Genomic DNA, 12,509 nt, shown 5'->3' on the forward strand with positions numbered 1-12,509 from the left:
CGGTGGTGCTGCGACCAATTGCCTGACCAGACGGGCAATGGATAGCCGCCATCGGGCAGTTGGTCCACTTGGCGATGGCCCAAAGTGCCCTCCATGGAGCCAAGTCCGACAGCACCTTGACGTGCTCGTCGTGGTGGACATCGCGGTCGATCCTCATCCCAGGATCGGGGCGGTGATCAGTCAGGACGCCGGCCAAGTCCGCGAGTTCGTACTCATGGACGGGGTTCGCTCTGGGACGTTGTGCGTGTTCATCGCGCAGCGCTTCGCGTCTGTCACTGGCTCGGAGAGAGGCACCGGGCACGGAGCTGGCCCCGTCACCATGCTGCCGGCACCCGCCCGGAGCCTCGCCACGACCGGGCTCCCGACCGGTGGGCGGGACCGCCGGGTTGGGGAGCCAGGCCCTCGGGAGACGGCCCGAAGGCAATCGCGCACTGCACTAGAGTCCGTCCATGGCCACCCCAGTTTCCGCCCCCTTCGGCAATTTCGACATCGCTCACACCGCGCTCGACGTCCACGACAGCCTTGCCGCGCCCGTGGCCGGAGCTCTCAGGAGCTGGGACACACAGGGCGCGGCCCAGGCCGTCATCTACGTCGACAGCGATCCCGCGAAGGCCGATACCGCAGTCTTCGCCGAGACGTACGACGTGCCTCTGGATGCGTCCGCGAACTGTGTCGTGGTCGCCGCCAAGCGCGGGGGTGAGACCACGCTCGCCGCGTGCCTCGTCCTCGGCGGCGCCCGGGTCGACGTGAACAGTGCCGTCCGCAGGCATCTCGGCGCGCGCAAGGCGTCGTTCGCGCCGATGGACGTCGCCGTCAACGAGAGCGGCATGGAGTACGGAGGGATCACCCCCATCGGTCTGCCCGCCTCGTGGCCGCTGCTCGTGGACGCGGCGGTGGTGGACACCCCGTACGTCCTCATCGGCAGCGGCCGGCGACGCGGCAAGCTGATCGTCCCGGGTTGGGCGCTTGCCCAGCTCCCGGGTGCGGAAGTCCTTGAGAACCTGGCGGTCTAGCGCGGCTTGTCATTGATCCGGCGCGCGATGGCTGTGACGGGCGCCCGCACCGGTCCGAAGTGATCACCCTGCGCGGGTCAGGCGTCCAGGGTTCACTACCGTGGTCGTCGTGACACACACACCGACCGCCCAGGATGTCCGGCGCATGGCCCTCTCCCTTCCCGAGACCGCCGAGAAGGAGGCGTGGAGCATGCCTACCTTCCGGGTGGCCGGGAGGATGTTCATCACCGTCCCGGATGAGCAGACCTCGATCGCCGTACGCTGCCCCCGACACGAACGGGCCGAACTGATCGCCGCGGAACCGGAGAAGTTCTGGGTGCCGGCACACGAAGCGGGTTCGTCCTGGGTGAGAGTACGGCTGGCCGCGCTGGAGGGACTGGGTGAGCTGCGCGACATCTTGGAGGACTCCTGGCGCCAGGCCGCCACCGACCGACTTCTCGAAGCCCACCCGGAACTCGGCCCCGGCCGGCATTCCGCTTCCGCCTGAATCCCCGCCCCCGGGCACGGGCCAGCGTGTGATTCCGGCAATCACTCCTGCCTGCCGGACGTGAGCCCGTTGGCTCGACTCTCGGCTGCGGTGTCTTCTTCACACCCAGCGGTCGGGCCGGTCCACGCAGCGGCAGGCGGGGCCGGACCACCGGTCACATGACGGAGTCCGTGCGCAGCGGCCCCGCTGTGACCCTCAGGGTCCGGACCCGTACGGGCTCCTCCTGCGCAAGGTCGAAGATGTGCATGAACGGAGCGCGCACCACGTGCTCGGGTCGGCTCTTCTCGGCCATGACCGCCTCGCCGCGGAGCAACCGGACACCGTTGTCCGCGGTCCAGCACTCAAGCACCTCATGGGTGATGTTCAGCGGCGCGTCGATCTTGACGAAGAAGGCCTTGATGGCCTCGACGCCATGGACGTGGGCGGTGCCGAAGTACATGTCGGTGTCCTCGGTGAGGGGTGCGAAGCCATCGGTGAAGTCCAGGGTGTCGATGGCGTCCATGAATGCGAGGACCCAGTCGGGCACGGTCGTCGCGTGGGCGGTGTAGGGCATGAGGGTGATTGCCTGGTCAGGCCGCGACGGGCAGGGCGGCGAGGAAGGCGTGGATTTCGGCGTTGACGGCTTCCGGGTTTTCGCGGGCCGCGAGATGCGCGGTGTGCCGCAGTACGCGGACGGTGCTGCCTTCGATTGCGTCGGCCATCCGGCGCGCCACAGCGGCGAGCCGGAGCGCAGGCCGGCGGGGGGTTCCGCGCAAGCAGCGGCACACCGGTACCGGCCCTTTCACCGCCTGGTCACCGAGTACGGAGCGGACTTCGCCAACGCGGAGGTCCGCTTCTGCGTTGGCGCCCGGAAGTCGGAGATCCTGGTCGGGTCTCGCAAGGCCCGCTGAAGGGCCTTTCGTCCCGCGGATCCGCCGGCCCGGGCCCGGGCCGGACGTCGACGCCGGAACAACCGTAGCGCGCCCGGCAGTTGGTCCCGAGGGACGCTCAAAGGCTTAGGAGCCGACGGGCGTTGCCGAAGGCTATCTTCTGCTTGTCGGCGTCCGGGAGGCGGGTTTGTTCGAGGGCGGTGACGGCCGCACCTGTCCTCTCGTAGGGGTAGTCGACGGCGAACAGCACGCTGTCCGCACCGAGCACGTGCACGAGCGCTTCGATCGCGGCCGGGGACAACACACCGCTGGTCGTGGCGAGCACGTTCTTCCCGAAGTACTCGGACGGCTTGCGCCTATGGGGGTGCGGCACGGTGAGGGTCGCGTAGCGCGAGTCGAAGCGCGAGAGCTGGAAGGGGAGGAACTCGCCGGCGTGCCCGAGGATCATCGCCGCCTCCGGATGCCGGTCGAACACCCCGGACATGATCACGCGCATGGCGTGCCCGCCGGTGGCCGCCTGCCAGCTCCACAACGCGCCGTCCAGCTCGGGGTGGGCGTCGAGGACGCGCCAGCGGTCCGCGGGTGGCATGCCGGGATGCAGGTACAGCGGTACACCGAGTTCGCCCAGCGCGGCCCAGACCCCGTTGAAGGCGGGGTCGTCGAGGTACCGGCCCTGGATGTGGTCGTTGACGAGCGCTCCCTTGAACCCGAGGCGTTCGACGGTTCGGCGCAGCTCCGTGAGGGCGGCGGCCGGGTCCTGGAGCGGGAGCGCCGCGAAGGCGGCGAACCGGCCGGGGTGGGCGTCGACGATCTCGGCGAGACGGTCGTTGACGTACCGGGCATTGTCCACCGCGCGGGCCGGATCGGCTTCCGCTTCGATGCCCGGGACGGTCAGGGAAAGCACCTGTAGGGCAATGCCGTTGGCGTCCATGTCGGGCAGCCGCAACCGCGTGACGTCGGGCAGCCGGGCGGCCATGTCCGCGAGGAAGGCGGGTTCGATGTTGTCCGGCATCGGCGTCGGCGGCCGCCGGTCCGCCAGGCCCGGGATCGCGATGGCCTCCTCGACGGCGACGTACCCGCGCATCAGACGCGTCCCACCGGCACGAGGATTCCCGCTGCGCGGGTCGGCCGCTCGGCCTCGTCGAGCATCAGCGCCGCGACGGTGGCACGGGAGGCGTGCGGCGGCAGGACGGGCTTCGTGTAGTCCTCCAGAGGGATGTTGCGGCGCTCGGTGCTGACGCCGCCGGCCCACAGGTCGGGGGCGTGGAAGACGGTCGCGCCGCCGTCGAGGGCGATCGAGTCCGCGGCGGCCTTCTCCGCCAGCTCCTCGCCGACCAATGCCTTCATGACCCACTGATAGATCCCGCCGCCGGCGCCGACGGAGGAGCCGGAACCGAGCGCGCCGAGCCACAGCGTGCGCACCGGGAGGTCGGCGAGGACCCTCGCGCCGGCGACGAGCGTCCCCTCGCCGTCGTCTTTGCCACGGCCGAGCGCGGAGACCACCACGTCGACGTCGGTCAGGTCCGGAAACCCGGAGGGGACCGTGACGTCGGCCTGGCGGATCTCGACGGTCGGCTGCCCGGACACCGGGCGGGTCTCCGGTCGGCGGACCAGTACGACGACCTCGTGCCCGCGCTGAAGGGCCTGCTCCACGATGAGGCGGCCGACCCTGCCGGTCGCCCCGAGTACGGCGATGCGCATGCTTCCTCCCGAATGACTGAACACCTGTTGGCTTCGTAAGTGAACAAGTGTTGGTAACCCGCTGTCAAGACGAGGGCCGGAGGAGCAAGACAGAGGGCCAGAGGAGAGGGAGTTGTCAGAGATGAGGGAGTGAGAGCGGGTGCACGGGTCGGCGGTACAGTGAACGACTGTTGCCGAACGCCGGGAGTACGCCTGTGAGCAGCGAAGAGGCTGTCCCCCGCCGACGCCGGCGGAACCCGCGGGGACAGGGGCAGGTCCTCAAGACCGAACTGGTGGAGGCCGCCGCCCGGCTGCTGGCCACGCTCGAACGGCCCGAGACGCTCACCCTCCGGCAGGTCGCCCGCGAGGTCGGCGTCGCCCCCGCGAGCATTTACGGCCACTTCCCGGACCTCGGCGCGCTCGTCCAGCACGTGCTGCGGCTGCGCTACGACGAACTCGCGGCGGTCATGCGCACGGCCGCGGACGGCGCCGAGGGCCCCCTGGCCGACCTGGCCGCCCGGTGCGCCGCCTACGTGCACTGGGGAGTCGACCACCCCGGGCAGTACCGCACGCTCTTCGGCGGCGGGATGCCCGACGAGCTGGTGCCCACGAACGCACACGGCGCGGGAGAGGAACTGCTCGGATCCGTCGTCGCCTCGCTGGCCCGCGTCCAGCAGGACCAGCCGGAACACCAGGACCCTCACGAGCACCAGGACCCCCACGAGCAACACCGTCGCGGCCCCGAACAGGAGTGGCAGGCCGGCCTGCTGCTCTGGACCGCTCTGCACGGCCTGGTCGCCCTGTACAACGCGCACGGGAACATGCCCTGGCCCGACCTCACCGACCTCATCGCGCAGACCCTCGCCCTGCACACCGGACGGCCCGTCGACGAGATCGTGCAGCTCGCCCGGACGGCGGACCGCCCCACATGAGCCGCTCACGCCAACAGCTCCGCGCCGCGGCCGACTTCGGGCCCAGTGACGCGCCCGCGCCAGGTGGAGCCCACGACCGCCCCGCCCGGGCGTGCGGTGCGTACGGCGTTCACCTGCGACTACCTCGCCGACGCGCCCGCGGCGCGAGATCAACGACAGCTTCCAGGCCGTTGACAACGGGAACTGCGCCGGCCACGACCTCTTCTACGGCACGGACGGCGACCTGACCGACTCCGCCAAAGAGTCGCAGCCGATCCCGATGCTCACCTGGCACCCGTTCAAGTCCGCCTGGCGCACGTCAACCTCGGCTCCTTCAGGACATCCTGAGCGAGGAGAAGGGGCACCAGCGGCTCACCGACGCCGACCGGCGGGCTCTGTCCCTGCTGTTCCAACTCACGGGACCCTGTCGTTCTGGATCCACGGGCACCTGTTGTTCTGGGCCCACGGGAACCCCTACGGCCGGTTCGCGCTGGACGTGAACTCCCGCCTCGGCCCCGTGTCGCGGCGTAAGCCTAGGTGGCCCGACCTGAATCGTCGGTCAGGGCAGCCGCGGTCGAGGTGAGGTGCTGGACCAGGACCGCGGCCGCAGTGTCGGCGTCGCGGTCCAACGCCGCCTTCTCCAGGCTGCGGTGTTCCTTGGCGCCGTCCCGGTCGGGGTTGCGGTGCGCCGACCAACGGCGGGCCAGCTCGCTCTGGGTCCACAACCGGTCGAAGGTCTCCAGCAGCGCGCGGTTGCCACACCCCTCAAGCAGCGTGCGGTGGAAGGCTCTGTGAGCTTCGGCCCAAGCGCCCGTGTAGTACTCACCCTCCCCCGTCGCGTACGCCGGAGTGCGCACCAGACGATGGTGGGCGGCCCGCACACGGGCCTCCCAGTCGACGTCGCCGCGCTCGATGGCCATGCGCAGTACGACCGGTTCGACGGTGCGACGGGCTTCAGCGATCTCCTGCCAGCGGCGGTCGGAAAAGGACGGGACGGCGAAACCACGGTTGGGCAGCCGGTCGGCGAGCCCCTCGCCGACCACCCGCACGAGCGCTTCGCGCACCACAGCCAGGCTCACGCCCTGCTCCTTGGCGAGATCCTGAGGCTTGAGAGGGGCGCCAGGAGGGTGGTCCCCACGCATGATCGCGTCCCGCAGGTGTGCGTAGACCTGCTCGGAAAGCATCTGCTTCCCCGGCGGGGTCGAGGAGTGCGCCGTCTGAGTCATGAGCCCATCCTAGGCCTCTTTTAGACGATCCCCTAGATAATCGATTATCCGTGTTACCGTCGATTCAGTAGCCGATGAGGACGTCCTCGTCCGGAAAGGAACGACCGCTGTGCCTGCCAACGACCCCTTCGCCCGCCTCCCTCAGGCGGCCTCATTCACCGTCACCAGCACCACCGTCACCGACGGGGCCGCGTGGCCGCCCGAGCAGCACTCCTCCGGCCTGCCCGGCGGGAAGGACACATCCCCGCAGCTGTCCTGGAGCGGCGCCCCGGCCGGCACCAAGAGCTATGCCGTCACCGTCTACGACCCCGACGCCCCCACCGGGTCCGGGTTCTGGCACTGGGCGGTCGTCGACATCCCTGCCAGCGTCTCCGAGCTGCCCGAGGGCGCCGGCGACGACACCGGCTCACAAATACCGGAGGCCGCCTACCAGTTGCCCAACGACGCCCGCGTGGCCCGCTACATCGGCGCCGCCCCGCCGGCCGGACACGGCCCGCACCGCTACTTCGTCGTCGTGCACGCCCTCGACATCCCCTCGACAGGAGTCCCGGCCGACGCCACACCCGCCGTCCTCGGCTTCACCATGGCCGGCCACACCCTTGGACGCGCGGTCCTGACCGCCACCGCTGAAACACCCGCCTGACAGCACCACCCGACCCCCGGAGACACCACCGCCATGCACCTCGACGCCCTTCCCCACCCCGCCTCCACCGGCGACGGCCCGATGGACCTGAACGCCGTCCGTGACGTCAGCCGCGCCATCAGTGCCGCCCACCTGTTCACCTATCTCGTCCCCGAGACCGCCGAGGAGGCCGCCGAGCTCGGCGTGACCGACCAAGGGCCGGCGTATCTGGCCTTCCGGTCGGCCGCGATGGGCCCCGTGCCCTGGCAAGTCACGCTCGCTGCCTTCTACAACTTCAGCCCGCAGGCCGTGCGGGCCATGGCGGGCGCATGGGACGCCGCACCGCCGGAGCAGTGGCAGGACGCCCGCCTCCGGGCCGTCGGCCGGGCGATGCGGCGCGTCAACGTACATTTCAGCGATCACCACCTTGCCGAGGCGCGCATGCTGATCGACACGGTCGTCACCGGCGCTGACTACGCCGGCAAGGTGCTGGCCGCCGCGAACGCCTCGGTCACGCTTCCCGCCGATCCTCTCGCCGCGCTCTGGCAGCGGATTACGGTGGCACGCGAGTGGCGCGGCGATGCCCATCTCGTCGTACTCGCCGACAACGGCCTCGGGCCGTGCGACTGTCTCGTTCTGCACGCCGCGACCGGCCGTCTCCCCATGACTCTGGCGCGAGCGACCCGCCGGTGGGACGACGATGAGTGGAAGGCGGCCACGGCACGCCTCGTCGCACGCGGCTGGCTCGACTCCCACGGCGTCATCACCGAAGTCGGCAGTGCGGCGCGCGAGCGCATCGAAGTGGAGACAGACGCGCACTGCGCCGCGCTATGGGCACCGATCGGCAACGCAGGCGCCCGCCGCCTCGCCTCGCTCATCGCGCCGATCACCAACGCATTCACCGCAGCAGGGACGTTCCAGGCCACCGCGCAGGCAGATCGACCTCAGCTCGCTTCCCGACAAGCGAAACAGACGACAGCTACGTGACCTGACCCCCGACACGCGATACCGAACCGGGAACGGCATGGGCCGGCCGGCTGCCGGTGCAGCCACACAGACATCCCGAACAGGGCGCCGCCCACAGGCCGGCCGCCGTGCTCCTCCATGTCACGCCGCTCCCGGAACGCAGACGAAGACGCCATCACGTCCTCGGGGTCGGGCACGCCCACGACGCGCAGCGCCTCGCGGCGGCGTCCCGGGCGGCCAGCCGGCTCTGGGCCTCACCCAGCACCTCGCGGTGGCATTCGACGCCGTCACGATCCGGCGGAGCCAGCTCCGCCGCGACCGTGGTGCCCACGGGAACTCCCCGGACGGCTCGCACGTGAAGTGACTGTCTGGCGCGGCCAGTTGCTCGCACTGTCAGGGGTAGGCGTGTCGGAATGCGGGTGTGCTCTTCGCGATGGAGGACGGGACCAGGGGGCGTCCGATGAACTCGAAGGTCAGCTCAGTCCACTGCGAGGTGAAGCCGAAGTCGGTAATGGCGAGGATGCGGCCGTGTTGATCATGTATGTGCCGACGCGCCGCGAGCCGGGGAGGGTCGTCCGCCCGGCACTCGCCCGCACGCGTAAGACTGACGGATTCCTGGATCACCGGACGCAGTCCGGCCCTGTCCACCCATTCGTAGAACAGCCGCATGTCCGGGTCACCCACCGGCACACGGTTCTGGTAGAGCCGGAGTTCGCGCACATGGCTGGTCGCTGTGGGAGAGAAGTACGTGACGGCGTCATGGATGGTCTCACCCGTGGAGCGCAGGGTGCGGTGGTGATGGGTGAGCGTGTTCTCGCCGGGCTGAAGGCCGAGCGGCACCGCCAGGGCAGGCGGAAGGGAGGTGCGGAACAGCCGTGACTGGACTGTTGTGCCTGGTCCGGCAGACGGAACCCCGGGAAACGACGGAAGTTTGACCTGAGGCGGAGAAGAGGCGGCCGCCGCAGTCCGGGCGAAAGTGCCACGGCGATCTGTCACTACAACCCCCTCGTCCCTGAGCCGCTGGAGTGCGGCACGCACCGTCTGACGGTTGACCTGGAACCCCTGGGCGAGAACCCGCTCGGACGGCAGCTTGGAACCAGGCCGGATGGCGCGCCGAACGAGGTCGCGGCGCAGCTCATCTGCGATACGGAGGTAGGCGGGCAGGACGGGTGGAGTGCTGGGGTGCAGACCGTACAAACCAAACATGCGCTCACCTTTCATTACGGGGGGTGATGGTGCGCATCCTCTCCGACAACAGAGCTGTGGTCTAGACCTTAGGTCGCCCACTACGGCGGCGTTGGCCGAAAAGGAGCGGCGGTCGTTTCGAAGAACTGGGTGGCGTGGCGCCCCGTAGGGCCGTGCCGGGGAAGCGGCATGTGCGGGCGGTATACGCATGCAGTCGGGCTGTTTGGCTCATCGTTTTCGCCGTGCAGCCCCACCTCCTGCTCATAGCCGACCACTCGCCTTCGATCCTGGAACCTGTCCGTGCGTCAGATCGGCTTTGCGGGCGCTCCGCACGGTCACCTTTCCGAGCCACTTTTGCCCGGTTCCGGTCCGGGCGAGCACCCCGGCCAAGGCCGGTCACCGGTCGCCGTGCGGACGTTGCCCCACTTCGCGCACCAGAGGTTGCCGACCAAAACAACGCACATCGACGACGCACTCGACGAACGCGCCCAGGAGTCCCCGCACACGCACGAGGTCTGGCGCCACGCCCAACTCGAACGTGGCATCCGCCCGTTCCAGCGCGCCCGGAGCGCCGCCCCCGGTAAGCCCCCGCGGGGACTTCGGACCGGCCCGAAAGCCTCTGCGGAACTCGGACCGACCGGTTACGGCCCGCCACGCCCCTCTCCGGAAGCCGCCAGGGCATTCGGCGGAAGTTCACATGTCATTCGTCGGGGTACGTCAAGCAGCACCCACGCTCGGCGCTGGCCCGACTGGTCGGCGGCGGCGTGCAGTACAGCAACGCCGGGACGACCACGCCCTCCGACTCCTTGCCCGGCATGGTCGCCCAGGTCACCGGCGGCGGGCCCGGCACCACCGGTGTCTACTACGACGACTCCTACGACGCGTCGCTCCTCCCCGCGGGCACGATCGGCTGCACGGGCGTCAAGCCCGGCGCGGAGGTGGACCTCACCGAGGACCTGGACAAGGATCCTCACGCCCTCGACGCCGGACAGGGACTCCAGGGCCTGCCCGGCAGTGTGCTCTCGATGACCGGCCGCCCGGTCGGCCTGCTGAATCCCGCCAAGCTGCCGGTCGACCCCAAGACCTGCAAGCCGGTGCAGCCGCACTCCTACCTCCAGGTGAACACCGTCTTCGAGGTGGCGCGCCAGGCAGGCCTGCGCACCGCGTGGTCGGACAAGCACGCGGCCTACGACATCCTCAACGGTCCCTCGGGCAACGGAATCCAGGATCTCTTCACTCCGGAGATCAACAGTGACGCCACCGGCTACCCCGCCCGGGACGACTGGACCGACGACAACAAGGCCACCCAGCAGTACGACGGCTACAAGGCCCAGGCCGTCCTCAACGAGATCGACGGATACGACCACAGCCGCAACCACAAGGTCGGCACTCCGGCGGTCTTCGGCCTCAACTTCCAGTCGGTCTCGACCGCGCAGAAGCTGCCCGCCTCCAACGGCCTCGCCGGCGGCTACGCCTCCAAGGGCGTCCCCGGCCCGCTGCTGGCGAAGAGCCTGGACTACGTGGACGGCGAGATCGGCACGCTGACCGCCCGGCTCCGCGAGAACCACCTGGCCGACAGCACCAGCGTCATCCTGTCCGCCAAGCACCGTCAGTCGCCCATCGACCCCGCCGCCCTCACCCGGGTCGATCCCGGCCCACTGCTGGACGGCCTCGACGCCGCCTGGCACAAGGCCCACCCCTCGGCCGGCAAGCCGAGACCAAGCAGATCGCGCCGACCATCCTGAACCTGCTCGGCCTTGACCCGCGCTCCCTCCAGGCCGTGCGCCAGGAGCACACCCGGGTGCTGCCGGTGCGCTGACCCGACACCGCCCCGTGGGGCGTACGACCTGTCCGGCTGGGGTGCGGTGTCGAGGGATATGACCTGCGTGGTGGTGCCTGATTCGGGGGTCCGGCAGTAGTCGCTGCCGCAGAGCGCAGGTCGCCGATCGGGGACGACGGACAACAGCCCGGCCGGCCCATCCCGCCGCCCCCGCCCCGGTGACGGGCCGCTTCGGGGAGCGGGCCCATGTCTTCGACGACACTGGGCCCGTTGCGGCCATACGCCCGAGGCTTCGAACCTGACCGGCCCCTGGTCCGCTTCTCCCGGTGCCCCGGGGAGGCAGACCCGACCCTTACGGGGCGATGATCACCTGGAAGGCCTCGCCGTCGAGGATGCGGTCGGACCGCACCGCCGCGCCGAATTCTTTACTGCCCGCATCGATGTTGTCCTGGTTGGTGACGTGGCCGCGTACACAGGGCGCATTTGTTTTGACATTGTCGTTGCGCAGGACCTTGACGTTGCTGACGTCCCATACACCGCCCACTTCTTGGGGGAGGATGTCCACGCACCGGGTGCCCGCTTTACCGCCCTCCTGGGTCGCGGCGAAGGGGAACTCGTCACACGAATCGTCCGGCACCGAAGGGTCTTTGACGAATCTGTCCGGCGCCAGATTGCAGGTGAGGTCTCGACTGCGTTTTTTCTCCTCTTCGGTCATTTTCTTGTAGTGCAGGGGCTTGTTCTTGGTGCCCATGCTGAGGGTGGTCAGGTTGTTCTGTGCCCACTCGTAGGTGACGGCGGCGGCCCGGTAGAGGGACCTGCGGATGGTCACGTTGGCCATGTGCTCCGGGATGACGCAGCCCGTCCATTCGCCGGTCTTGCCGTCGCAGCGTATCTGGGGGCCGACCCAGTCGGTGTTGACAGATGGCAGGGGCGTTCCGGGAACCAGGAGCCTCATTGCCGCGTGGTATTGAGGCTGGACCAGTGCCTCGGCATCCGGGCCGACCGAAGAGCTGTAAGTGATGGAGCCGCCAACACTGGCATCCACTTTCTCCAGCTTCGCGACGAGGGGCCCCGACGTCACGGAGCACTGTCCGGTGCAGATGGGCAGCAGGTCCAATTCCACGGCAGGGATCGTGTCCGATTTGCTGTGCAGGGTGACGACCACGCTCTCCTTCCAATTGGCCTGCGGCACGCCCTGGAGCTTGGAGTAGATCCCGAGTTCGCCCTCGGCTCTGCCGATCTCCGTCTTCTGATCGGCGTCCAGGTAGGTCCACCTCAATCCCCTTGTCACGCAGTACGCGAGGCGAGTGGAGTTGGGTTGTTTGTCGCACAGGCTTCCCGGACTGTTCGGATCGGGATCCGGATCGCCATCGCGGGGAGCGGGGGCAAGAGCGCGTGCGAGGGCGGGGGCGGGTGGTCCGGAAGTGACCTCGTAACAGGCCCACGCCGCACCCTTGGGGGCCTCCTTGCCGGAGGGGACAGCCGTGCAGGTGCCGTGGCCATGGGGAGGGGCCGCCGGGGCGGCTGTGGCCGGTTGGGTGCCCAGGGCCAGCAGGGCTGCGGTGAGGACGAGTGAAGCTGTCGCCGCCATGCCGCGTCTGACGTGTTTCACAAGGGTGGTCCCTTCCGTCGGTGGCCCCTTCGCGGGCACACCGAAAGCATGGAACCGGGCAACTCCCTTCTGTGCCAATCGAGTTCGGGACAGTTCTTGATCTGGTTTGACCAGTTGTGGTCTAGGCCTGTCGCCCTTGGCGGCGCTAGTTTCACTCA

Annotated in this window: 13 protein-coding genes and 1 pseudogene; 6 read left to right on the forward strand and 8 right to left on the reverse strand. The window is 69.3% G+C overall.

Annotation, left to right across the window (positions count from 1 at the left end; genetic code table 11):
- Window positions 1-449: 449 nt before the first annotated feature.
- Both AB0D31_RS17925 and AB0D31_RS17930 read left to right on the forward strand, forming a co-directional pair.
- Window positions 450-1,013 carry a YbaK/EbsC family protein gene (locus AB0D31_RS17925; protein ID WP_362723571.1) on the forward strand — a complete coding sequence of 188 codons (564 nt, stop codon included), beginning with the start codon at window positions 450-452 and terminating at the stop codon, window positions 1,011-1,013.
- Window positions 1,014-1,158: 145 nt separating this feature from the next.
- Complete coding sequence (locus AB0D31_RS17930) at window positions 1,159-1,500, forward strand: MmcQ/YjbR family DNA-binding protein (protein ID WP_362723749.1); 342 nt, start codon at window positions 1,159-1,161, stop codon at window positions 1,498-1,500.
- Window positions 1,501-1,654: 154 nt separating this feature from the next.
- Here the strand turns inward: AB0D31_RS17930 and AB0D31_RS17935 are convergent, their stop codons facing one another.
- The 4 genes from AB0D31_RS17935 to AB0D31_RS17950 all read right to left on the reverse strand — a co-directional run bounded on the left by AB0D31_RS17935 (window position 1,655) and on the right by AB0D31_RS17950 (window position 4,070).
- Window positions 1,655-2,053 (reverse strand): nuclear transport factor 2 family protein, encoded by a 399-nt coding sequence (locus tag AB0D31_RS17935; protein WP_362723574.1) that lies wholly within the window; start codon window positions 2,051-2,053, stop codon window positions 1,655-1,657.
- A 16-nt stretch (window positions 2,054-2,069) separates the two neighbouring features.
- Window positions 2,070-2,201, reverse strand: coding sequence for a hypothetical protein (locus AB0D31_RS17940; protein WP_362723576.1), 132 nt, complete (start codon window positions 2,199-2,201; stop codon window positions 2,070-2,072).
- Window positions 2,202-2,487: 286 nt separating this feature from the next.
- Window positions 2,488-3,453, reverse strand: coding sequence for an amidohydrolase family protein (locus tag AB0D31_RS17945; protein ID WP_362723578.1), 966 nt, complete (start codon window positions 3,451-3,453; stop codon window positions 2,488-2,490).
- Window positions 3,453-4,070: an NAD(P)H-binding protein gene (locus AB0D31_RS17950; protein WP_362723581.1), complete on the reverse strand. Its 618-nt coding sequence runs from the start codon at window positions 4,068-4,070 to the stop codon at window positions 3,453-3,455. Before AB0D31_RS17950 ends, AB0D31_RS17945 begins: the two co-directional genes overlap by 1 nt.
- 194 nt (window positions 4,071-4,264) lie before the next feature.
- On the opposite strand from AB0D31_RS17950, the gene AB0D31_RS17955 reads away from it, so the two are divergent.
- A complete protein-coding gene (locus AB0D31_RS17955) occupies window positions 4,265-4,981 on the forward strand; it encodes a TetR/AcrR family transcriptional regulator (protein ID WP_362723583.1) in 717 nt (238 codons plus the stop codon).
- Between the two features lie 512 nt (window positions 4,982-5,493).
- Here the strand turns inward: AB0D31_RS17955 and AB0D31_RS17960 are convergent.
- The gene (locus tag AB0D31_RS17960; protein ID WP_362723586.1) at window positions 5,494-6,186 is read right to left on the reverse strand and encodes a GntR family transcriptional regulator; all 693 of its coding nucleotides are present in this window, start codon (window positions 6,184-6,186) and stop codon (window positions 5,494-5,496) included.
- A 109-nt stretch (window positions 6,187-6,295) separates the two neighbouring features.
- Here AB0D31_RS17960 and AB0D31_RS17965 point away from each other — a divergent pair, with 109 nt between their 5' ends.
- Complete coding sequence (locus AB0D31_RS17965) at window positions 6,296-6,829, forward strand: YbhB/YbcL family Raf kinase inhibitor-like protein (RefSeq protein ID WP_362723589.1); 534 nt, start codon at window positions 6,296-6,298, stop codon at window positions 6,827-6,829.
- Between the two features lie 33 nt (window positions 6,830-6,862).
- Window positions 6,863-7,795, forward strand: a complete 933-nt coding sequence (locus tag AB0D31_RS17970; RefSeq protein WP_362723592.1) for a hypothetical protein — start codon at window positions 6,863-6,865, stop codon at window positions 7,793-7,795.
- A gap of 372 nt (window positions 7,796-8,167) precedes the next feature.
- Here the strand turns inward: AB0D31_RS17970 and AB0D31_RS17975 are convergent, their stop codons facing one another.
- Together AB0D31_RS17975 and AB0D31_RS17980 are read right to left on the reverse strand one after the other, a co-directional pair.
- Window positions 8,168-8,614 (reverse strand): hypothetical protein, encoded by a 447-nt coding sequence (locus AB0D31_RS17975; protein WP_362723763.1) that lies wholly within the window; start codon window positions 8,612-8,614, stop codon window positions 8,168-8,170.
- A 144-nt stretch (window positions 8,615-8,758) separates the two neighbouring features.
- A pseudogene (locus tag AB0D31_RS17980) lies at window positions 8,759-9,169 on the reverse strand (winged helix-turn-helix domain-containing protein); the annotation flags it as partial.
- A 554-nt stretch (window positions 9,170-9,723) separates the two neighbouring features.
- On the opposite strand from AB0D31_RS17980, the gene AB0D31_RS17985 reads away from it, so the two are divergent.
- Window positions 9,724-10,704 (forward strand): hypothetical protein, encoded by a 981-nt coding sequence (locus tag AB0D31_RS17985; protein WP_362723595.1) that lies wholly within the window; start codon window positions 9,724-9,726, stop codon window positions 10,702-10,704.
- Between the two features lie 387 nt (window positions 10,705-11,091).
- Here the strand turns inward: AB0D31_RS17985 and AB0D31_RS17990 are convergent, their stop codons facing one another.
- Window positions 11,092-12,351: a NucA/NucB deoxyribonuclease domain-containing protein gene (locus tag AB0D31_RS17990; RefSeq protein WP_362723597.1), complete on the reverse strand. Its 1,260-nt coding sequence runs from the start codon at window positions 12,349-12,351 to the stop codon at window positions 11,092-11,094.
- Window positions 12,352-12,509 lie beyond the last annotated feature (158 nt).

The organism is Streptomyces sp. NPDC048361 (assembly GCF_040651795.1).
Lineage (GTDB): Bacteria > Actinomycetota > Actinomycetes > Streptomycetales > Streptomycetaceae > Streptomyces.

Bases quoted from the DNA above. Each gene is read 5' to 3' on its own strand.
- AB0D31_RS17925 (WP_362723571.1), top strand. From the start codon at position 450: ATGGCCACCCCAGTTTCCGCCCCCTTCGGCAATTTCGACATCGCTCAC.
- AB0D31_RS17930 (WP_362723749.1), top strand. From the start codon at position 1,159: ATGGCCCTCTCCCTTCCCGAGACCGCCGAGAAGGAGGCGTGGAGCATG.
- AB0D31_RS17935 (WP_362723574.1), bottom strand. From the start codon at position 2,053: ATGCCCTACACCGCCCACGCGACGACCGTGCCCGACTGGGTCCTCGCA.
- AB0D31_RS17940 (WP_362723576.1), bottom strand. From the start codon at position 2,201: ATGGCCGACGCAATCGAAGGCAGCACCGTCCGCGTACTGCGGCACACC.
- AB0D31_RS17945 (WP_362723578.1), bottom strand. From the start codon at position 3,453: ATGCGCGGGTACGTCGCCGTCGAGGAGGCCATCGCGATCCCGGGCCTG.
- AB0D31_RS17950 (WP_362723581.1), bottom strand. From the start codon at position 4,070: ATGCGCATCGCCGTACTCGGGGCGACCGGCAGGGTCGGCCGCCTCATC.
- AB0D31_RS17960 (WP_362723586.1), bottom strand. From the start codon at position 6,186: ATGACTCAGACGGCGCACTCCTCGACCCCGCCGGGGAAGCAGATGCTT.
- AB0D31_RS17970 (WP_362723592.1), top strand. From the start codon at position 6,863: ATGCACCTCGACGCCCTTCCCCACCCCGCCTCCACCGGCGACGGCCCG.